The 20719-nt window shown below is 69.9% G+C and carries 19 protein-coding genes; 17 read left to right on the top strand and 2 right to left on the bottom strand.

All coding sequences use genetic code 11. From position 1 onward, the window contains the following. The 10 genes from BXA10_RS27920 to BXA10_RS27875 all read left to right on the top strand — a co-directional run bounded on the left by BXA10_RS27920 (position 1) and on the right by BXA10_RS27875 (position 11774). Positions 1-1011: a proline racemase family protein gene (locus tag BXA10_RS27920; protein ID WP_076473831.1), complete on the top strand. Its 1011-nt coding sequence runs from the start codon at positions 1-3 to the stop codon at positions 1009-1011. Between the two features lie 20 nt (positions 1012-1031). Then, a complete protein-coding gene (locus BXA10_RS27915) occupies positions 1032-1736 on the top strand; it encodes a GntR family transcriptional regulator (RefSeq protein WP_245828584.1) in 705 nt (234 codons plus the stop codon). Positions 1737-1894: 158 nt separating this feature from the next. After that, positions 1895-2332 carry a hypothetical protein gene (locus tag BXA10_RS27910; protein WP_139338190.1) on the top strand — a complete coding sequence of 146 codons (438 nt, stop codon included), beginning with the start codon at positions 1895-1897 and terminating at the stop codon, positions 2330-2332. Between the two features lie 2 nt (positions 2333-2334). Continuing rightward, positions 2335-6672 (top strand): type VII secretion protein EccCb, encoded by a 4338-nt coding sequence (gene eccCb / locus BXA10_RS27905; protein ID WP_076473829.1) that lies wholly within the window; start codon positions 2335-2337, stop codon positions 6670-6672. Positions 6673-6848: 176 nt separating this feature from the next. Beyond that, positions 6849-7415 carry a QsdR family transcriptional regulator gene (locus tag BXA10_RS27900; protein WP_076473828.1) on the top strand — a complete coding sequence of 189 codons (567 nt, stop codon included), beginning with the start codon at positions 6849-6851 and terminating at the stop codon, positions 7413-7415. Between the two features lie 107 nt (positions 7416-7522). Continuing rightward, positions 7523-8905, top strand: coding sequence for an alpha/beta hydrolase domain-containing protein (locus BXA10_RS27895; RefSeq protein WP_076473827.1), 1383 nt, complete (start codon positions 7523-7525; stop codon positions 8903-8905). 129 nt (positions 8906-9034) lie between these two features. Further along, the gene (locus tag BXA10_RS27890; protein ID WP_076473826.1) at positions 9035-9772 is read left to right on the top strand and encodes a class I SAM-dependent methyltransferase; all 738 of its coding nucleotides are present in this window, start codon (positions 9035-9037) and stop codon (positions 9770-9772) included. Positions 9773-9852: 80 nt separating this feature from the next. Continuing rightward, entirely contained in the window at positions 9853-10314 is a 462-nt protein-coding gene (locus BXA10_RS27885; RefSeq protein ID WP_139338193.1) for a GNAT family N-acetyltransferase, read from the top strand. 177 nt (positions 10315-10491) lie between these two features. Continuing rightward, on the top strand, positions 10492-10986 hold the full coding sequence (locus tag BXA10_RS27880; protein WP_076473824.1) for a hypothetical protein: 495 nt from the start codon (positions 10492-10494) through the stop codon (positions 10984-10986). A 176-nt stretch (positions 10987-11162) separates the two neighbouring features. Beyond that, positions 11163-11774, top strand: coding sequence for a suppressor of fused domain protein (locus BXA10_RS27875; RefSeq protein ID WP_076473823.1), 612 nt, complete (start codon positions 11163-11165; stop codon positions 11772-11774). A gap of 26 nt (positions 11775-11800) precedes the next feature. Here the strand turns inward: BXA10_RS27875 and BXA10_RS31115 are convergent, their stop codons facing one another. Continuing rightward, positions 11801-12064: a hypothetical protein gene (locus tag BXA10_RS31115; RefSeq protein ID WP_139338188.1), complete on the bottom strand. Its 264-nt coding sequence runs from the start codon at positions 12062-12064 to the stop codon at positions 11801-11803. Here BXA10_RS31115 and BXA10_RS27870 point away from each other — a divergent pair. The 7 genes from BXA10_RS27870 to BXA10_RS27840 all read left to right on the top strand — a co-directional run bounded on the left by BXA10_RS27870 (position 12051) and on the right by BXA10_RS27840 (position 19420). Then, entirely contained in the window at positions 12051-12974 is a 924-nt protein-coding gene (locus tag BXA10_RS27870; RefSeq protein WP_076473842.1) for an AraC family transcriptional regulator, read from the top strand. The genes BXA10_RS31115 and BXA10_RS27870 overlap by 14 nt on opposite strands. A gap of 134 nt (positions 12975-13108) precedes the next feature. Continuing rightward, positions 13109-14911, top strand: a complete 1803-nt coding sequence (locus BXA10_RS27865) for an FAD-dependent oxidoreductase (protein WP_076473822.1) — start codon at positions 13109-13111, stop codon at positions 14909-14911. Next, positions 14908-15969, top strand: coding sequence for a maleylacetate reductase (locus tag BXA10_RS27860; RefSeq protein ID WP_076473821.1), 1062 nt, complete (start codon positions 14908-14910; stop codon positions 15967-15969). The genes BXA10_RS27865 and BXA10_RS27860 overlap by 4 nt, the downstream gene beginning before the upstream one ends. Next, positions 15966-16859 (top strand): dioxygenase family protein, encoded by an 894-nt coding sequence (locus BXA10_RS27855; protein WP_076473820.1) that lies wholly within the window; start codon positions 15966-15968, stop codon positions 16857-16859. Before BXA10_RS27860 ends, BXA10_RS27855 begins: the two co-directional genes overlap by 4 nt. A gap of 3 nt (positions 16860-16862) precedes the next feature. Beyond that, entirely contained in the window at positions 16863-18053 is a 1191-nt protein-coding gene (locus tag BXA10_RS27850) for a thiolase family protein (protein WP_076473819.1), read from the top strand. A gap of 3 nt (positions 18054-18056) precedes the next feature. Next, entirely contained in the window at positions 18057-18755 is a 699-nt protein-coding gene (locus tag BXA10_RS27845; RefSeq protein WP_076473818.1) for a 3-oxoacid CoA-transferase subunit A, read from the top strand. Further along, the gene (locus BXA10_RS27840) at positions 18752-19420 is read left to right on the top strand and encodes a 3-oxoacid CoA-transferase subunit B (RefSeq protein ID WP_076473817.1); all 669 of its coding nucleotides are present in this window, start codon (positions 18752-18754) and stop codon (positions 19418-19420) included. Before BXA10_RS27845 ends, BXA10_RS27840 begins: the two co-directional genes overlap by 4 nt. An 80-nt stretch (positions 19421-19500) precedes the next feature. Here BXA10_RS27840 and BXA10_RS27835 read toward each other — a convergent pair whose 3' ends face one another. Beyond that, positions 19501-20712: a HEAT repeat domain-containing protein gene (locus tag BXA10_RS27835; protein ID WP_175649329.1), complete on the bottom strand. Its 1212-nt coding sequence runs from the start codon at positions 20710-20712 to the stop codon at positions 19501-19503. Between the last annotated feature and the right edge of the window lie 7 nt (positions 20713-20719).

Raw genomic sequence — 20719 nt, 5'->3', positions numbered from 1 at the left:
ATGCGCGACATTCGTACCACCGACTACCACACGGCGGGAGAGCCCTTCCGCATCGTCACCGACGGGGTCCCGGAGATTCCCGGCACAACGGTGCTGCAACGGCGCGGGCACGCTCAGCGCGACGAACAGATCGACGCGGTACGCCGGCTCCTGGTCAACGAACCTCGTGGCCACGCCGACATGTACGGCTGCTTCGTCGTGCCGCCGGACGACGAGGGCGCACACTTCGGGGTGCTGTTCTGGCACAAGGACGGCTACTCGACGGCCTGCGGACACGGCACCATCGCGCTGGGCGTGTGGGCCGTGCGCAGCGGGCTCGTCAACGCCGCCCCGGACGGGGAAACCGAGGTGGTGATCGACGTACCGTCAGGTCGCGTCACGGCCGCCGTCACCTGCGTCGCCGGCGAGGTCCGCGACGTCAGCTTCCGCAACGTGCCCGCGTACGTGCTGGGTGAAGGCATCACCGTGGACACCAGCCGGGGCCCGGTGCGCGCGGACGTCAGCTACGGAGGCGCCATCTACGCCTCCGTCGACGCCTCGGCCCTCGGGCTGTCGGTCGACCCCGAGCATTATGGTGACCTGCTCGCACTCGGCCGCGAAGTCAAATGGAAACTCGACGGCACCGAATGGGCACGGCACCCGAGCGAACCGCGGCTCGACGGCATCTACGGCACAATCCTGTTCGAGGATCTCGGCCGCCGGTCCGACGGCCCCCACCAGCGCAACATCACCGTCTTCGCCGACGGGGAGGTCGACCGGTCACCCTGCGGGTCCGGCACCTCCGCCCGGATCGCGCTGCTAGCATCATCCGGGCAACTCGCCCCTGACCAGGTGCTGACGCACGACTCGGTGGTCGGAACCCGGTTCCTGGGCCGCGTCGTGCGGGAATTGGAAGCAGAGGGTCGCCCGGCCTACGTTTCAGAGGTGCGAGGCATGGCCTACCGCACCGGCGAACACCATTTCGTCCTTGAGGCCGACGATCCCGTCGGACTGGGATTCGCCCTGCGATGAAGAGGACGAGGAGTGAGACCGTGACGGACGCCACCGGGCGCCTGGCCCCGGACGCGCTCTCCTTGCCGCAGTTGGGGGGCCGGCCCAACCTTCGACAGGAGATCGCCCATACCCTGCGTGGCGCGGTCATCACGGGGCAGTTGCGCGCCGGCGTGCTGTACTCCGTGCCGATGCTCGCAGAGCAGTTCGGTGTCTCCGCCACGCCGGTACGCGAAGCGATGCTCGACCTCGCCAACGAGGAACTGGTCACGATCGTTCGGAACAAGGGCTTCCGGGTCAAGGAGCTCAGTGACCGGGACCTGGACGAGATCACGTCGCTGCGCGCGCTGATCGAGGTGCCCACCGTGGCCGAGATCGCCCGGGCCATCAACGAGCCCACCCGGGCCGCGGTCGAGGCGCTGCGTCCCCTGACGAAGGAGGTGGAACGCCTCGCCGAAACCGGCGACCTCATCGGCTACGTCGAGGTCGACAGGCGTTTCCATCTCTCGCTGCTCGCCCTCGCCGGCAACCGGCTGCTCATCGACGTGGTCGGAAACCTGCGGGCCCGCAGCCGGCTGTACGGGCTGCAAGAGCTCGCCGAGCGTGGCGAGCTGGGGCGTTCGGCCGCCGAGCACGAGCAGATCGTCGATCTGGTGGTGGCCGGCGATGCGCCGGGAGCGGCGGCGCTGGTGCGACGCCACATCGGCCACGTCCGTGGCTCCTGGGCCGGCCACCACGAACCCTGACCGCCAGCAGGGACGGCCGGTTATGACGCGACCGCGCCGAACGCGTGGAGAAACGGTGGGCCGAGCGGGGACGGCGGCCGGCTGCCACCCTGCGGCGGCACCGCACGGATCGAGTAGTGGTGTTGAATATAGGCACTCGTGCTGCTGGAGGTGCGCCCGTGTCCGAAATCTCCCTTGTGGTCGAGCCGTCCGTCGGGCTTCCCGCCGATCGGGTCGACGCGCTGACCGCCGGGCTCGCCGATGACCTGCGATCAGTCCGGGGCCTGCAGGTCGCGCACGCTCAGTCGCCCGCTTCTGGGCACGGCAAGTCGCAGCAGGCGTGGGAGCTGGGCATGCTCATCGTCGGCGGTGTCTTCTCGGCTACCACGATGCGGGCCGTAGCCCAGATCGCGATCGCCTACGCGGATCGGGTCAAGGCCCGCTCGATCACCGTGCGCAGCGGCGGCAACGAGCTGGTGATCACTGGGGCGACGCGGGTGGACCAGCGGCTCGTCGACCAGTTGGCGCATCTCATGGCGCCGGGTTCCGCCGAGGCGGCGGTGGGCGTCGCGCCGCCCGCCGCGCAGGATTCGTCCAGGGGGATCTCCGGTAGCTGAGCGTGGGACTGCGACGGGCGCTACTGGTCGCCAACGACCGGTACATCGACGATTCGTTGGCGGATCTCTACGCCCCCCGCGAGGAGGCCCGGGACCTGCTCAGCCTGCTGGCCGACCCGGACGTGGGCGCGTTCGACCAGTTCAGGTTGCTGGAGAACGAGTCGAAGAGCGCCATCGAGCGGGAGATCGAGTCGATGCTGCGGGCCGCCGGCCCGGAGGACATGGTGCTGCTCTACTTCTCCGGCCACGGTGTGCGCAGCAGCAAACGCGGACGGCTGCACCTGGCGGTCGCCAACACCGAGGTGGATCACCTCTCCTCTACGGCGATCTCCGCGTCGTTCATCCGTGAGCTGCTGGACGAGTCCGATGCCGCCAGCTCGGTGCTCCTGCTCGACTGCTGCTACAGCGGCGCGTTCGAGGGCCTGGGCCTGAAGGCGGCGGACGACGACCTCGCCCTCGACGGCGAGCTGCGGACCGGGTACGGCCGTTACGTCATCACGGCGACCAATTCGGTGGAACGGGCCGACGACGGCCGGCCGGCCACCGGTACCGAGCCCGGCTCCAGGTCGGCGTTCACCGGGACGATCATCCAGGGCCTCAGCACCGGCGCGGCCGACATCACCGGTCAGGGCCGGATCACCCCGGACGACCTGTGGCGGTACGTGCACCTGGAGCTGCCGAAACGGTCGGCCCAGACGCCGTGTCAGTTCGGCAGCGCGAGCGACGAGATACACATTGCCCTGTCCCGTGAGGGGCAGCACCGTCAGCGCCTGCGCCGGGACCAACGGGATCCGCGCCTCGGTGATCTGCTGGGCAAGTTGGAGTCGGCGGGTGACGTGCCGCTCTGCGCGACGGACTGGCGCCGGCGTGGGCTGCTGAAGGTGCCGGTCGGTCAGGCGCACCGCATCGACCAGCCCGCCGGCGAACCGGTCTGGCTGGACCTGGCGTCCGCCGAGGGTCATCTACTCGTCGTCGGTCGCGCCGGCACCGGCAAGACGACCCTGCTGCGGACCATCATCGCCGGGCTGGCGCTAACCCACTCCGACGACGAAGTGGCGATCCACTGCCTGGAGTCGGGCGGGAACTGGTTGGGGCCGATGCAGCGCCTGCCACACGTCCGCACGGTCCTCGGCGACGACCAGCTCAGCGAGGTCAGCGATCTGCTCGATCGCATGGAACGCGATGTCCTCGACCGCAAGCAGCTGTTCCGCCGGCACTCCCTGGAGTCGCCGACCAGTCTGCGCGCCCGACGGGGAGAACTGGACGCCGGGCCCTGTCCCGACGTCTTCCTGATCGTGGACCGCTGGCAGGACTTCGCGACCCTGCTGGAGAACTTCGCCCCCCGGGTGGTCGATCTCGCCAACAAGGGTCTCGGGTACGGGTTCCACGTGGTGATTCTCGACCGGAGCTGGCGCAGCATCCCGGAGGAACTGCGGGAGCTGCCGCAGACCCGGATCGAGACCCGGTTGTCCCAGCCACACGAGTCGCTGGTCAATCCGGACCAGGCGGCCCGCCTTCCGCTGAACATGCCCGGCTGGGCCATTCACGGCAGGCGCACCTTCCGCATCGCCCTGCCCGAACCAGCGGTCGGGGAGACCGACCTCAAGGCGGAGGCGGAGCCCGCGACGCCGGAGGAAGCCGACAGGTTGGTGTCGTTGATCGCCAAGGCGTGGGGCACGCCGCAGGCGAACACCAGGCCGGAGAGCCACCGGCTGGCCGGCGAGACCCTGCGGAGTGAGGCCCTGACCCTGCTCAACCTGCCGGATCCCACCGCGCTGCAGACGTTCGCGGGCCACCCGACGCCCACCGACGAGGAGTACCTGCGGATACCCATCGGGGTCGACGAGGCCGGCGAACCAGTGCGCCTCGACCTCAAGGAAGCAGCCCAGGGTGGGATGGGCCCACACGGGCTGCTGGTGGGGGCGACCGGGTCCGGCAAGAGCGAACTGCTCCGCACGATCGTGGTGACGTTGGCGGCCCGCCACTCGTCCGCCGATCTCAACTTCATCATGCTCGACTTCAAAGGCGGCAGCACCTTCGCCACTCTGGACGCTCTGCCGCACACCAGCGCGGTGATCACCAACCTCGAGGACGAACTCTCGTTGGTCGACCGCCTCGAGGTCTCGCTGTTCAGCGAGCTGACCCGGCGCCAGGAGCTGCTACGCACGGCTGGGAACTACCCGAGCCGCGCGGCGTACGAGGCGGCGCGTCTGGCCGGGGCCGCGCTGGATCCCCTGCCGAGTCTGCTGGTGATCTGTGACGGGTTCATCGAACTGCTCGCCGTCCGGACGGAGGTCATCGACCTGCTGGTGGCTATCGGCCGGCTGGGCCGATCCCTCGGCGTGCACCTCCTCCTCGCCGCCCAGCGGTTGGAGGAGGGCACGCTACGTGGGTTGGAGAGCCACCTGTCGTACCGGATCTGTCTGCGTACCTTCTCCGCCGCCGAAAGTCGGATGGTGCTGGGCGTGCCGGACGCGGCCGAGCTGCCGAACGCCCCGGGACACGGCCTGCTGAAGGACGGCGCCGCGCTGCGCCGATTCCGGGCGACATACGTCTCCGGCGCACCGGCGTTGACCGGGACGGAGGAGACGGGGGTGCCACAGGAGTTGGCCGGCCTCAGCGTCCTCGACCTCGTGTTGGACCGGCTGCGCGGTGGCCGGCCGACGGCCCGCCAGGTCTGGTTGCCGCCGCTGGCCGTTGCGCCAAGCCTCGACCAGCTCCTGCCGCCGTTGGCCCGGCACCCGCGTCGGGGACTGAACGTGCCCGCCGCGGCCGCGCTGACCGCGCCGGTCGGTGTGGTCGACATACCGCACGAGCAGCGACAGGCTCCCCTGCGACTCGACCTGTCGGGAGCCGACGGCAACGTCGCCGTTGTCGGCGCGCCGCGGTCGGGCAAGAGCACCCTGCTGCACGCCCTCGTCGCCGCGCTGGCGCTTACCCACACGCCTCGGGAGGTGCAGTTCCTCTGTCTCGACCTCAGCGGGGGCGCGATGGGTGGCCTGGGACAGCTACCGCACGTGTCCGGGGTCGCCGGTCGGCGGGACACCGAGGCGGTGCGCCGTACCGTCGCCGAGGCGGTCGCGGTCCTCGCGGCGCGAGAGGGGCGGTTCAGCGAGCACGGCATCGACTCGATGGCGACCTACCGCCGGCGACGGGCGGTCGGGGAGTTCGCCGACGATCCGTTCGGTGACGTGTTCCTGGTGGTCGACGGTTGGAACACCCTGCGCCAGGATTACGAGGAGCTGGAGCAGAACATCACGTACCTGGCGGCCCGGGGGTTGGGTTTCGGCGTACACGTGATTGTGACGGCCGTGCGGTGGGCGGAGATCCGCATCAACATGCGTGACCTGCTCGGCACGAAGCTGGAGCTGCGGCTTGGCGATCCGGCGGAGTCGGAGATCGATCGGCGGGCCGCGCAGAGCGTCCCGGCCGGCTCGCCGGGTCACGGGCTCACCCGCGACAAGCTGCACTTCCTGACCGCCCTGGCCCGCATCGACGGTGGGGACACCGTCGAGGACCTCAGTGGGGCGACGGGCGAACTCGCCCACCAGGTCGCTGCGGCGTGGCCTGGACCGCCGGCCCCGCCGGTGCGGCTGCTGCCGCGCCAGTTGTCGGTGGCCGAGCTCAACGAGCGCAGCGACCCGGCCGCCGGCGGGCTGCCCATCGGCGTCGACGAGGCGGCGCTCGCCCCCGTCTACCTCGAGTTGAACGGTGACCCGCATCTGAGCATCTTCGGTGACGCCGAATGCGGCAAGACGAACCTGCTGCGGCTGATCGCCCGGGGCATCGTCGAGCGGTACACCCCGGCGCAGGCGCGGCTGGTCATCGCCGACTACCGCCGGGGCCTGCTGGGTGCCGTGGAGGGCGACCACCTGCTCGACTACGCCCCCTCCAACCAGGCGTTCAGCCAGGGGCTCGGCTCGATCTACGACGCCCTGCAGGGCCGGCTGCCCGGCCCGGACGTCACGCCGGCCCAGCTACGTGACCGGAGCTGGTGGCAGGGCCCGGACCTCTACATCCTGGTGGACGACTACGACCTTGTCGCCTCCGGCGGGAACAACCCGCTCAGCGTGCTCCACGAGCTGCTGCCGCTGGCTCGGGACATCGGCCTGCATCTGATCATCGCCCGTCGGATGGGAGGGGTGAGCCGGGCACTCTACGAGCCGGTGCTGCAACGCCTGCGGGAGCTGGACTCGCCCGCCCTGCTGATGTCTGGTGACCGGGATGAGGGCCAGCTCTTCGGCGGGCTGCGGCCGCAGCGGTTGCCGGCCGGCCGCGGCACGCTGGTACGCCGGCGTGACGGTGTCCGACTGATCCAGACCGCATGGTCGGAGCCCTGACGCGGCGCGATCCCGCCACTGCGCCCCGCCTCCGGAAGGAGCGCGTCGCTCCGTCGTTGCCAGGTCCGCATCCGGCTTCCGGATACTGACGGGTCATCGCCTCGACCCCGCCCAGAGCGGCGGTGATCCCGCCGCACGGGTAGAGACGCCGTCGGCCGCGACGCTATCGTCGGGGGATGCCGGTGCCGTCGCGGCGGGTGGTCAGCGCGGAGCGCGTCGTGCAGGGCGGATGCGCCTTCTTCCTCCGCCACGCCACCGTCGACATGGACGCGCTCGCCGGCAGTCTCGCGGTCAGCCGGGCCACGCTCTACCGGGTCGTGCACAGCCGCGACCGGCTGCTCGGCGACGTACTCTGGCGCCTCGCGGATCGGCTGCTCGCCCAGGCTCGGGCCGACACCGTCACCACCGGTGTCGACGGGGTGCTCGAGACCACCCGTCGGTTCGCCGTCGCCGTGCGGCAGGCGCGGCCGTTCCGGGCCTTCCTGCGCGCCGAGCCGGTCACGGCCGCGCGGGTGCTGTTCACCCCGGCCGGCGGCGTGCACGTCCGGGTGGTCGAGGCGCAGAAGGCCATCCTCGCCGCCGCGGCCGCCGATCCCGCCTGGTCGCCCGCCGACCTCGACGGCGCCGCTTTCCTGTACGTACGGATCGTCGAGTCGATGTTGTACGCGGAGCTGATCAGAGGGCGGCGGGCCGACCCGGTCACCGCGGAACGTGCCGCCCGCGCCGTGCTCGAAGCCTGCTGAACGGCCGCTGCGACTGCCGTCTCAGGTTGCCGCCGATCGATTCCCACTCCATCGACGGCCGCTTATGGTACGGCCAGGAAGCCCGTCGTGGTGAAGGAGTCTCCGGCATGACACGTCCACGCCGCGTTGCCGCCCTCGCTGCCGGCCTGGTCACCAGCATGGTCGCCGCACTTCTCGTCTCGGCACCCGTGCACGCCTCGGCGACCGGTGACCGTGAGCCGATCGCCCGCGCCGCGGTCCACGGCCCGATCCCGGGAACCGTGCCGGGCGACCCGCGCGCCGAGCGGCTGGCCGACACGTACCCCTTCTTCTCGACGCCGGACGACCTGGCGGCCAAGGGCTACGTCGAGGAGGAGTTCTATCTCTCCGGCCGCGCCGACGGCTGGGACACCGCGGGCAACCAGGTCGCCACCGACGTGGCGTACGAGACGCGGCTCATCGTGCGCCGGCCGGCCGAGCCGCGCCGGTTCAGCGGCGTCGCGCTGGTCGAGTGGCAGAACGTCACGGCCGGGTACGACCTCGACGCGCTGTGGAACACCGAGTCGATCACCCGCTCGGGCGACGCCTGGATCGGCGTCTCCGCCCAACGCGTCGGCGTCGACCAGCTGCGCGGCTGGAGCCCGACCCGGTACGGCCGGCTCGACGTCACCGGCGGGGGACGGTACGTCACCGACGAGCTGTCGTACGACATCTTCGCCCAGGCCGGGAAGGCCATCGCCGACCCGCGTGGCGTCTCGCCGCTGGGCCGGCTGCGCGCCCGTACCGTGCTGGCCATCGGCGCGTCGCAGTCGGCCAGCCGGATGACCGTCTACTACGACCGGGTCCTGCCGCAGGTGCAGCCGGTGTTCGAGGGGTACAGCTTCGTCGTGGGCTCCGCGCCGAGCCGGGTCGGCGACGAACCGGTGTTCCAGGTGCTGTCCGAGACCGACGTGCGGACGCCCGTCCGACCCGCCGACACCGATCGGTTCCGCCGGTGGGAGGTGGCCGGTGCGGCGCACAGCGGCTACAACGGCCAGGTCTACCGGGCGCCGATGCAGGAGCGCGACCTGGGCGCCGCGCCGGTGTACACCTGCGCCCGGCCACCGTTCAGCCGGGTGCCGATGCACCATGTCACCGCCGCCGCGTACGCCCACCTCGTGCGTTGGGTCGAACGCGGAACCCCGCCGCCGACCGCGCCGCCGCTGGTGTTCAACCCAGACGGCACGAAGGCCCGGGACGCTCGGGGTCTGGCCCGCGGCGGGATCCGGCTGTCGCAGGTCGCCGTCCCCACCGCGTTGAACACCGGTGACAACGCCGGCGAGTCGTTCTGCGTGCTGTTCGGCACCTACCAGCCGTTCGACGAGGCCACCCTGGACGATCTCTATCCGACGCGCGCCGGCTACGTCGCCCACGTGGTGGCCACCGATGTCCGCAACATCGTCGCCGGCTACCTCCAGCCGGCGGACGCCGCCGAGAACCTCCGCGAGGCACTCCGATCCGGCCCGGCGTGAGCAACCGACCCGGCCACGAGTCCGCGCTCACGGCAAGATCGCGCTCGATCCTGGACGTAGACACCTCCGCGACCCGGTGAAGACCTTGTCACAGTGTGAAGGGCAAGCCTCGGCGGATATCGTCCTCGCATGCCCGATGCGATCTTCGCTCACCCGCTCCTGGCCCGGGTCTACGACGCCTTCGACGAAGATCGCGGCGACCTGGACGCGTACCTCGCGATCGCCCGCGAGTGGCCCACGGACCTCGTGCTCGATGTCGGTTGCGGGACAGGATCCCTGGCGATCCTGCTTGCCGGACACGGCTACCGGGTCGTGGGCGTCGACCCTGCCGAAGCGTCACTTCAGGTCGCGAAGCTGAAGGACCGGGCAGAGCGGGTCCGGTGGATCCACGGCGACGCGACGGCGCTGCCGGCCCTCGACGCCGACCTGGCGACGATGACCGGGAACGTGGCCCAGGTGTTCCTCACCGACGACGACTGGGCGCGGACCCTTCGGGGCATCCGCGCCGCCCTTCGCCCGAACGGCCACCTCGTCTTCGAAACCCGACGACCCGAACGTCGCGCCTGGCAGGAGTGGGCCGCGGACGTCGATCCGGTCATCCGCGACGTCCCGGGTCTCGGAGCGGTGGAACGGCGCGTCGAGGTCACCGACGTCAGCCTGCCGTTCGTCTCCTTCCGGTACACGTTCCGGTTCCTGGCCGACGGTGTGGTCGTCACGTCGGACTCGACTCTCCGGTTCCGCGGCCGCGACGAGGTCGAATCGAGCCTGGCCGCCAACGGTTACCGGGTCCTCGACGTGCGGGAGGCACCCGACCGCCCGGGCCGCGAGTTCGTGTTCGTCGCCGAGCGTTCGGACCGGAGCCGGTGACGAGCGGGAACATCTCCGGCGCGCACCTACGCCTGAGTGTCCGGCAGCGGACCGATCGCGACGTCGGTGCCTGTGTGCGGATGCTGGCGGAGGTCCACGAGCGCGACGGCTATCCGGTGAATTGGCCCGATGCCCCGGACGCATGGCTCACGCCGCCATCACTCATCGCGTCTTGGGTGGCGGAACTGGACGGCCGCATAGCCGGCCATGTGGGCCTGTCCCGGAGCGAGGCGGGAGACGCGGCACCCGGGCTGTGGGCCGTTCGTGCAGGCGTGAGCGTCGACACGACCGCCGTGGTCAACCGACTGTTCGTCGCTCCGTCGGCCCGCGGCCACGGGATCGGCGCGCTGCTGGTGGCGCAGGCGCTCGGAGCAGCACAGGATCGGGCCTTGCATCCGGTGCTCGACGTGGTGGCTTCCGACACCGCGGCGGCGGCGCTGTACGAGCGACTCGGCTGGCAGCTGCTGGCCACCGTCGAACAGCAGTGGAGCCCGGAGCAGACGATCACCGTCCGGTGCTACGCGGCGGCAATCCGCCGGTAGTACGCACCTACGACTGCCGCGCGGGCGTTTCCTGCTGGCGGCGCACGATCTCGTTGGTCGCCGGCCGCGTCCAGGCCGCCCTCCTCGCCCGCGACGCCGGCTTCCGGTAGGCCGCCGACTGGGAATCCGCTGGTGGCCTAGAATTCGGCGCGACGGCAGGTCTGATCGGGGCGGACGGTGGACGACGACGAGCTCGCCGCCTCGCTGGCGGCACACCTGGCCCGGCTCACGTTCGTGGACCGGTCGACCGCCGAGGTCACCGCGCTGCTCGTCGACGCCGTCGCCGGCTGGGGCGGCGCCCAGGGCTTCCGGGTCTACCGGCGCGCCGCGAGTGTCGTTCCGCTGCCCGCCCCTTACCAGGACCGGTACTCGGTCGTGGACGTCGCCTGCGCGCGCGCCGGCGCTCGTCCCGTCGTGATCGAGGTGGACCGCACCGACCGCCGCCGTACGGTTGAGAAGCTGCTCGCCGAGTGCGACGCCGGCCGGGTCGCGCTCTGGGTGCGCTGGGGTCCCGGCCCCTTCGCCACGCCGCCCCCGCCTATCCGCCTCGTCGCGTTCGAGGTGGCGGTGCGCCACCACCGGCACTCGCGACTGCCGCCCCGCCCCGCGCCGCAGCACTCCGCGCCGGCCGGCGCCCCGGCCGCGCCGGTCGAGCTGCCACTTTCCGACTGAGCCGGCGTCCCCGGTGGGTGATCAGTTTCGCCGCGCGTCCACCACGACGGGCGGTCGGGTTTCATTGGTCCCGCCACATGCTTGATAGATCCGTCCCAACACATGGCCGACAGATGGCCTAGCCTTGCCGGACGGATTGCGGTGCGCCGGCTCGCGCCCTGAGGAAAAGGAAAAACGTGACCGAGGTTGATCTCGATGTTGATGACGAGGACGAAGACGAGGCACCTGGTTGGGATGCGATTGAGGCAGCGGTTGCCCAGATCGTTCCTCCCCAAGACCCGATGCACTGGGGGACGAACGTTCTACCAGGGCAAGACGGCATCTACGGACTGAGTGCCTACCGAGTGAACGACTACTGGCTCCTGGTCACATTTGGGTTGACCGAACTGTTCAGCAAGACCAGTGACGACGCAGCGGTGAGCGGGTGGGGATTCGAGCTGACGATGCGGTTGCCCGCCACCGAGGCGCAGCCACCGAACTGGGCGCTCCGCCTCTTGCAGCAGCTTGGCCGCTACGTGTTCACCACGGGCCAGCCCCTCGGGGACGGACACCGGATGGATCCGGGCGGACCGATCACGGGCGAGCCGAACAGCCGGCTTACAGCCGTGGCATTCGTCGTCGACCCCGAGTTGGGAACCATCGACACCCCTCACGGAGCTGTGCAGTTCCTGACCGTTCTCGGGATAACCACCGACGAGCTAGCCCGGATGAAGGCGACCAGCACGGCGCACGTGGTAGCCGAGCTCGCGGCCACCACGCCGCTTCTGATCACCGACGCAGGCCGGTAGAGCCAGAGGCACTTCAAAGGCGTCTGTCAGGGAACGAGCAGGTGGAGGATTTCTTCACGTTCGTCGACCGAAACGCCAGTCCTGAGGTAATTGGTATTACAGAACAGTTCCTCATCGGCCACCCAGCGTGGGCAGGCGCTGGGGCGCGGCTGAGGGGATACGCGGACGATCAACGCCTGACCGGTGCGCCCTGTATCACGATCCGATGGCTGTAATATTCGAGGTCGAACGCAGTCGGGGGTGACCGTGAAAACCGGTTCGGCGACGGCCCGGCCGATGAGCTTCAGCACGGTGGGGCTCCCGGATGAACAGAGGATCGCGTTGTGGGAGGACCACAACGTGCAGGCGTTGATCGGCCTGCGGTGTCACACGCTGGGCGAGGCGCCGTTCGACGGGACGGAGCTCAACCTTCAGCTCGAGCAGATGCAGCTGGCCCGCGTCCGCAGCAACCCGCATGTCGTCGAACGTCCGGCCGAACTGATCCGCAAGCATCCGGCGGACGCCGTCGCGGTCTACCTGACGCTCGTGGGGGAGGCGTTCTTCTACCACGACGACGGCGTGCTCACCCTGCGACCGGGACAGGTCCTGATCTGCGACGCAGATCGTCCCTTCATGCGCGGCTTCTCGCATGGCTTGGAGGAACTCGCGATCAAGGTGCCGCGGCCGCTGTTCCGGGATCTGACCGGCCTCGACTCGCTCAGCGCTCCGCTGGTGCGTGACTTCAACCGGGGAGACGTGTCGGCCCGGACCTTCGCAAGGCTGATCGACCGCGCCCTGCGTCCCGAGGGAGGCGAGCCCCTCGACGAACGAATCGCGCTCGACCTGCTCGCGAGCATGACAGGCAGCCATCCGATCAACCTCGGCACGGTCCATCTGGCCAACGCGCGTACGTTCATCGAGGATCACCTGACCGACAGCGGCCTGACCGCTGCCCGGGTCGCCGCCGGGATCGGCATCAGCGATCGCCACCTATCCCGAGCGTTCGCCGCCACCGGCACCACTGTTCCGCAGTTCGTGTTGGCGCGCCGGTTGGAACGCGCCCGTGCGCTGCTCGGGTCCTCGCCACAGATTCCAGTCGGTGAGGTCGCGGCACGATGCGGCTTCGGCTCGGCTACTCACTTCGCACAGGCATTCCGGACGCGCTTTGGTATGCGCCCTACGGACCTGCGCCAGCAGGCCCGGGCTCGCCGGCTCGGCTAGCTCTCCAATTCCGCCACAGCTTCGTATTTCCGCCGTGTTACGGCCTCCGCACTTGCTGAAGTGGCAGAGCGCCGCGCCACACTGTTCGCGCACGTGGCCCGGGCCACACGCCGATGCAGTGGAGGGGCTGACTGATGGCGGAGTTCAACGACGGGATGGCCGAGACGCAGCTTCCCCGGGGATCGGTGGTGACGACCGACGTCGTGGTCGTCGGCTCCGGGCCTGCAGGGGCAGGAGCGGCGCTGTCCCTGTCCACGCTGGGGATCCCGAACATCATGATCACGAAGTACCGGTGGACAGCGAACACGCCGCGGGCGCACATCACCAATCAGCGTGCGATGGAGATCTTCCGGGACCTGGGCATCGAGGATCAGGTGCTCGCCGACGCCACTGCGCACGAACTGATGGGCGACACCGTCTTCTGCACCTCGATCGCCGGCGAGGAGATCGGACGGATCCTCACCTGGGGTACGCATCCCGCCCGACGGGCCGACTACCAACTCGCGTCACCGTGCCTGCCGGTCGACATTCCCCAGACCTACCTGGAGCCGATCCTGGTGCGCAACGCCGCAGCGCGGGGTACTCAGGCCCGGTTCTCCACCGAGTACCTCGGGCACCGGCAAGACGCCGACGGCGTCGACGTCGAGGTTCGCGACCGCCTCACCGGCGAGGAGTACACGATCCGGGCCAAGTACCTCATCGGTGCCGATGGCGCCCGCTCCAAGGTCGCCGCAGACCTCGACCTTCCGATGGAAGGTGCGATGGACATCGCCGGCTCGATGAACATCACCTTCAAGGCCGACATCTCGGCGTACTGCGGGCACCGACCGTCGGTGCTCTACTGGGTGATCCAGCCCGGCTCGAACGTCGGCGGGATCGGGGCCGGGCTGGTGCGCATGATCCGGCCGTGGAACGAGTGGCTCATCGTGTGGGGCTACGACATCAACCAACCCCCACCGGCCGTCGACGAGGCCGCCGCTGTCCAGATCGTGCGTAACCTGCTGGGCATGCCGGACATCGAGGTGGAAATCACCGGCACTTCGTTGTGGGGCAACAACGAGATGTACGCGACGCATCTGCAGGCGGGGCGCGTCTTCTGTGCCGGGGATGCGATCCACCGCCACCCGCCGAGCAACGGACTGGGTTCGAACACCTCGATCCAGGACTCCTACAACCTCGCCTGGAAGCTGGCTGCCGTCCTGCGTGGGCAGGCCGCGCCTGCGCTGCTGGAGACCTACTCGGCGGAACGCGCGCCGGTGGCCAAGCAGATCGTTCAGCGTGCGAACAAGTCCAGCCGGGAGTTCGTGCAGTTCTTCGAGGTGCTGGGCCTGACGGATGCCAAGGACGAGGCCGAGATGGCCGCGCGCATCGAGGAGCGCAAGGTCAACACCCCCGAGGGGGCGGCCAAGCGGGCCGCGCTGGTGTCGGCCATGGAGCTGAAGCATTACGAGTTCAACGCCCACGGTGTCGAGCTGGGGCAGTTCTACGAGTCCGACGCGGTGGTCTCCGACGGCACCCGGCGGCCGGAACCGCGCCGGGACCCGGAGCTGTACTACGAACCGTCCACGGTCCCGGGATCCCGACTGCCGCACGCCTGGGTGGGCGATTCCCAGCACAAGGTCTCCACGCTCGACCTGGCGCCGATGACCCGGTTCACGCTGTTCACCGGGATCGCAGGGGAGCCGTGGGTGGCCGCTGCAGAGAAGGTCGGCCAGGAACTCGGCGTGCCGCTGGAGGCCGTGCTGATCGGTCCCGGGCGCGAGGTGACCGACCTGTACTACGACTGGGCTCGGGTGCGGGAGGTCGACGAGGACGGGGCGCTTCTGGTGCGCCCGGACAAGCACATCGGCTGGCGGTCGATCCGGCTGCCCGCCGACCCGGAACGGGCGCTGCACGAGGCGATGTCAGCGATCCTCGGCCGGATTGCCGCCGCATGACAGTCACCTTCACCCACGAGGCGCTGCCGCAGCGGGTGGTGTTCGCGTCGTACCAGGCCGCAGGTCACGTGGCCGACGAGGTCGCTCGGCTCGGCGCCGCCCGCCCGATGGTGATCGCCGCAGAGGCCGGCCGCTCGCTGGCCGACCCGTTGGTGGCCGCCCTGCCGGCCGCGGTGCGCCATACCGAGGTGGTGATGCACGTGCCCACCGACGTTGCCGAGCGGGCCCGCACGGCAGCCGAGGAGCACGACGTCGACGTCCTCATCAGTATCGGCGGCGGCTCCACCACCGGCCTCGCCAAAGCAGTGGCGCTCACCACCGGGCTGCCCATCGTCGCCGTTCCGACCACGTACGCGGGCTCGGAGGCCACCAATGTCTGGGGGCTGACCGAGGGCGGCCGCAAGACCACCGGCGTCGACCCCCGCGTGCTGCCGCGGTCCGTCGTCTACGACGCGAGCCTGATGCTGTCCCTGCCGGTGCCACTGAGCGTGGCGTCCGGGCTGAACGCGCTGGCGCACTGCGTCGACTCGATGTGGGCGCCACGGACTGACCCGATCGACCAGGCGCTCGCGCTCGAGGGCATCCGTGCCCTTCGCCAGGGACTCCCCGAGGTCGTGCGCGATCCGCAGGGCATCGACGGGCGGGAGCGGACGCTGTACGGGGCCTACCTGGCCGCGGTGGCGTTCGCCTCGGCCGGCTCCGGGCTGCACCACAAGATCTGTCACGTGCTCGGCGGGATGTACAACCTCCCACACGCGCAGACGCACGCGGTGGTGCTGCCGCATGTCCTCGCGTTCAACGCGCCGTCGGTCCCCGACACCGAGCAGCGGATGGCGGCGGCCTTCGGCGAGACGTCCGCCGTGCAGGGGTTGCAGCGCCTGCGGGAGCAGGTGGGGGCACCTCGCGCACTGCGGGACTACGGGCTGCGTGAGACCGACATCCCGGCTGCCGTCGACGCTGTCCTGGCGGCCGTGCCGCCGAACAACCCGACGCTGGTCAACCGAGAGAACCTTGAGGGCTTGCTACGCCGAGCCTGGGACGGAAGAGAGACAGGATGAGCACGGAGCAGCAGGACCGCGAGTCACAGCTTGTCGAGCGCGTGGTCGCGTCGTTCGACAACACGCCGGACCCGCGGCTCAAGGAGCTGATGCAGGCGCTCACCCGGCACCTGCACGCGTTCGTGCGGGAGGTGCGGCTGACCGAGCAGGAATGGCAGCACGCCATCGAGTTCCTCACCGCTACCGGGCACATCACCGACGACCGGCGGCAGGAGTTCATTCTGCTCTCCGACGTCCTGGGCGCCTCGATGCAGACGATCACCGTCAACAACGAGGCATACGGCAACGCCACCGAGGCGACGGTGTTCGGCCCGTTCTTCGTCGACGGCTCGCCGGAGATCGAACTCGGCGGTGACATCGCGGGCGGGGCGTCCGGGAAACCGTGCTGGGTCGAGGGCACGGTCACCGACACGTACGGCAAGCCGGTGCCCCATGCGCGGATCGAGGTCTGGGAGGCCGACGAGGACGGTCGCTACGACGTCCAGTACGGCGACGACAGGGTCGCCGCCCGTGGGCACCTGTACAGCGACGCGGACGGAAGCTACCGCTTCTGGGGGATCGCCCCGGTGCCGTACCCGATCCCGGACGACGGCCCGGTCGGCCGGCTGCTGGCCGCCACCGGCCGGTCGCCCATGCGAGCGTCGCACCTGCACTTCATGGTCCAGGCGGAGGGATTCAGGACCCTCGTGACACACATCTTCGTCCGCGGGGATGAAGTGCTCGACCGCGACAGCGTTTTCGGCGTACGGGACTCGCTGGTCATGGACTTCGAGCCCCAGCCGGCCGGCACCGCCACCCCGGACGGCCGCGACCTGGGAGACCACGCGTGGTCACGGGTGCGGTTCGACATCGTTCTTGCCCCCGCGGCCGCAACTGGCGAGGAGGGCTGAGCCATCCCCACCGACGTCTACCTGTACGACGGCGTACGCACCCCATTCGGCAAGTACGGCGGCGCGCTGGCCGGTGTGCGACCGGACGACCTGGCAGCGCACGTGCTGCGGACGCTGCTCGAACGGGCGCCCGCGCTGGAACCCGACCGCGTCGACGAGATCGTGCTGGGCAACGCCAACGGCGCCGGGGAAGACAACCGCAACGTCGCCCGGATGGCCGGGCTGCTGGCCGGACTGCCAACCTCGGTGCCGGCCACCACCGTGAACCGGCTCTGCGGCTCCAGCCTGGACGCCGTCATCGTCGCCTCCCGGCAGATCGCCCTCGGCGAGGCGGACGTGGTGCTGGCTGGGGGAGTGGAGTCGATGAGCCGGGCGCCCTGGGTGCTGCCCAAGCCGGACAAGGCGTACCCGGCCGGCGATGCGACACTGGTGTCCACCACCCTGGGCTGGCGGCTGGCGAACCCGCGGATGAACCCGGAATGGACGGTCTCGAATGGCGAGGCCACCGAACTGCTCGCGATCCGTGAGCAGGTGAGCCGCGAAGCGCAGGACGCCTTCGCGCTGCGCTCCCACCAAACGGCTGCCCGCGCCTGGGGGGAAGGGTTCTACGACGACCTCGTCGTCGGTGTGCCTGGGGTGGACCTTGCCCGCGACGAGTCGATCAGGCCCGACACCAGCCCGGCGAAACTCGCCGCGCTCAAACCGGTGTTCCGCCCGCAAGACGGCACCGTGACCGCCGGGAACTCCTCGCCCCTCAACGACGGCGCGTCCGCAGTCCTGCTGGGTAGCCCATCCGCCGCGGAGATCGTCGGTCGGCCGCCGCTGGCGCGGATCGCCGGCCGCGGGACTTCCGCCAACGACCCGCAGTACTTCGGGTTCGCGCCGGTGGAGGCCGCCAACATGGCGCTCAAACGCGCCGGCATCGACTGGGGCGACGTGGGCGCGGTGGAGCTGAACGAGGCGTTCGCCGCGCAGACCGTGGCCTGCATCAATGCCTGGAACGTCGACCCCGGCATCGTCAACGCACACGGCGGCGCCATCGCCATCGGCCACCCGTTGGGCGCATCCGGGACCCGCGTGCTCGCCACGCTCGCCCGCTCGCTGCGGAAGGCGGGCGAGCGGTGGGGGGTCGCCGCGATCTGCATCGGGGTCGGACAGGGACTTGCCGTGGTCCTCGAGAACCTGGATACCTGAGCCGTGGTCAGCATCCTGCATGAACCGACTGCGGCGGTGGCGGGGATCCCCGACGGCGCCACCGTGATGATCGGCGGATTCGGCACCGCCGGCCAGCCCGTCGAACTCATTGACGCGCTAATCGCATCGGGAGCCACGGATCTCACCGTGGTGAACAACAACGCCGGAAACGGGGACGTGGGCCTGGCTGCACTCATCCGCACGGGTCGTGTTCGCAAGATTGTTTGCTCCTTTCCCCGCCAGCGGGACTCCTGGCATTTCGACCAGAAGTACCGAGCTGGGGAGATCGAGCTCGAGCTCGTTCCGCAGGGCAACCTCGCCGAGCGCATCCGCGCCGCAGGTGCCGGCATCGGAGCCTTCTACACGCCGACCGGCTACGGCACATCCCTGGCCGACGGCAAGGAGACCCGAGTGATCGATGGCCGTTCTTACGTGCTGGAATACCCGCTGCGAGCGGACTACGCGCTCGTCAAGGCGTACCGAGCCGACGAGCTGGGCAACCTGGTGTATCGCAAGACCGCCCGCAACTTCGGCCCGATCATGGCGGCGGCCGCGACCACGACCATCGTTCAGGTCGAGGAGGTGGTGCCGGTCGGTGAACTCGACCCGGAGATCATCGTTACGCCATCGATCTATGTCGACCGCATCGTCCGGGTCTCGGCGCCCGTGCCGGTGACTGAGCCAGTCGGAGCAGGCCGATGACCGCCGTGGCGCCGCGTGGCCTCAGCACCGACGAACTCGCCGCCCGCGTCGCGCGCGACATCCCGCACGGTGCCTACGTGAACCTCGGTATCGGGTTACCGACCCGGATCAGCAACCACCTGTCCCCGGACAGCCAGATCGTGCTGCACACGGAGAACGGCATGCTGGGCATGGGACCCGAGGCGCACGGTGATGAAGTCGATCCCGACCTCATCAACGCCGGCAAGGTACCCGTGACCGAACTGCCCGGCGCTTCATACTTCCACCACGCCGACTCCTTCGCCATGATGCGCGGCGGCCACCTGGATGTCTGCGTGCTCGGCGCCTATCAAGTATCGGCCCGAGGTGACCTCGCCAACTGGCACACCGGCCGGCCCGACGACATCCCCGCCGTCGGCGGCGCGATGGACCTTGCCATCGGGGCCAAGCAGACGTACGTGATGATGAATTTGCTCTCGCGGGACGGGACTCCGAAGCTCGTGCCGGAGTGCACCTACCCGCTGACCGGTGTGGGATGCGTCAGCCGCGTCTACACCGACCTCGCGGTGTTCCTCATCGAAGACGAGGGCGTGGCGGTACGGGAGCTCTTCGACTGCGGGTTCGACGAGCTGATGCATCTTCTCGAGGTGCCGCTGCTGGATCGGACCCGCCAAGGAGACCGATGACCGGCCCTGACACGCATCGTGGTGAACCTGCAGCGCCCAAGGTCGCCGTGGCTGGTGCCTCTCGCGACGCGATTTGTCTGTCATCCGTCCAGGCCGGCGTAAGCGCGCAGCGCCTCGTGGGTCGTGGGCAGGCCGTGTTGGCGGAGCGGCCCTTGAGGCCCCGAAGAGCCGAACACCTGCGGGTTGTCGACGAGCCAGACGACTACCATCCGTTGCGCCGCCGTAAGTTCCTCGAAGCCGCGGCCGTGATCCGCCTCCATCTGCGGGAACGCGCTCCCCAGCACCACGTTGAAATGGTTGTGCCAGTTCGATGTGGGTTGCTCGGCGAGCACTGCCGCAACGAGTTCCGTCCGCACCTGCTCGGCGACCGGCGCGGCGAAGGCGTCGAGCACTTCGAGTGCCACATCGTTGGGGCTCTCAGACCAGATCGCCCGCCCGGCGTCCTGTTGGCGAATGGCCGCCCAACCGCGTAGCTCGGCAATCGCCGAGTCCGGCACCTCTTCACGAGCCAGTTGTGCCCACGCCACAGCAGCCGCCCATCTCAGGGCCGGGTCCGTACCGGCAAGGTTCCTGTCGAACAGGTCCGCTACCGGCGGCGTCACCGCACCGCCGACCAGTCCCAACGCGAGCACCGCCGCTCCCACTATCCGCGCCGGGCGCTCGTCGTCGGAGGCGATTTCGAGCAGGCGGGGACGGATCGACGTCATCTCCTCCGAGAACCAGGCCAGGGCGTGGATCGCCTCCCCGACCACCTCGCCGTCTGGGTCGGCCAGGCATGCCAACAACAGCGGAACGCCGGCCCGGACGGCATCGTACGCGGCGAGCGTGTGCCGGGTCTCGAACAGGCGCAGCTCAGGCTTGGTGAGCGGAAGCGGCTGCCGCTGCCCTGTACCAACGGCCTCGTACCAATCCTTCATCGCTTGCGACCAGCGGCGCCAGGTCTCATCCGGGACCTGAGCCACGTCGTTGCGGATTTCGGCGATGGGGAGGCCGCCGGCGGGTATCTCGTAAGGCGGGTAGCCGACAGCGAGGCAGGAGAGCAGCTGAATGATCTCGTGCCGGGCGGGCGTGGCGGGGTCGGCCAGCAGCTCCAGCAGGAACGGGACCGCGTATGCGGTGGCCTCGTAGCGGGTGCCCTGGTGGTAGATGTTGCCGTACAGCTCGTACATCGCCGCGCTACGGACCTCGGCGTCGGATGACCGCAGGTCACGGAGTAGGCCAGGCACGTCCTCGGCACTTCCGTACGCGTGCGTCAGCGACGCCCAGTCGATGCTGTCCAGATCAAGTCGCACCGGCCGC

The organism is Micromonospora avicenniae (assembly GCF_900156065.1).
Taxonomy (GTDB): Bacteria; Actinomycetota; Actinomycetes; order Mycobacteriales; family Micromonosporaceae; genus Micromonospora; species Micromonospora avicenniae.
The sequence above is the reverse complement of the archived record's forward strand: the minus strand, read 5'-3'. Positions and strand labels throughout refer to the sequence as shown.

Bases quoted from the DNA above. Each gene is read 5' to 3' on its own strand.
- BXA10_RS27890 (WP_076473826.1), top strand. From the start codon at position 9,035: ATGCCCGATGCGATCTTCGCTCACCCGCTCCTGGCCCGGGTCTACGAC.
- BXA10_RS27855 (WP_076473820.1), top strand. From the start codon at position 15,966: ATGAGCACGGAGCAGCAGGACCGCGAGTCACAGCTTGTCGAGCGCGTG.
- BXA10_RS27920 (WP_076473831.1), top strand. From the start codon at position 1: ATGCGCGACATTCGTACCACCGACTACCACACGGCGGGAGAGCCCTTC.
- BXA10_RS27840 (WP_076473817.1), top strand. From the start codon at position 18,752: ATGACCGCCGTGGCGCCGCGTGGCCTCAGCACCGACGAACTCGCCGCC.
- BXA10_RS27900 (WP_076473828.1), top strand. From the start codon at position 6,849: ATGCCGGTGCCGTCGCGGCGGGTGGTCAGCGCGGAGCGCGTCGTGCAG.
- BXA10_RS27865 (WP_076473822.1), top strand. From the start codon at position 13,109: ATGGCGGAGTTCAACGACGGGATGGCCGAGACGCAGCTTCCCCGGGGA.
- BXA10_RS27895 (WP_076473827.1), top strand. From the start codon at position 7,523: ATGACACGTCCACGCCGCGTTGCCGCCCTCGCTGCCGGCCTGGTCACC.
- BXA10_RS27885 (WP_139338193.1), top strand. From the start codon at position 9,853: ATGCTGGCGGAGGTCCACGAGCGCGACGGCTATCCGGTGAATTGGCCC.
- BXA10_RS27870 (WP_076473842.1), top strand. From the start codon at position 12,051: ATGAGCTTCAGCACGGTGGGGCTCCCGGATGAACAGAGGATCGCGTTG.
- BXA10_RS27860 (WP_076473821.1), top strand. From the start codon at position 14,908: ATGACAGTCACCTTCACCCACGAGGCGCTGCCGCAGCGGGTGGTGTTC.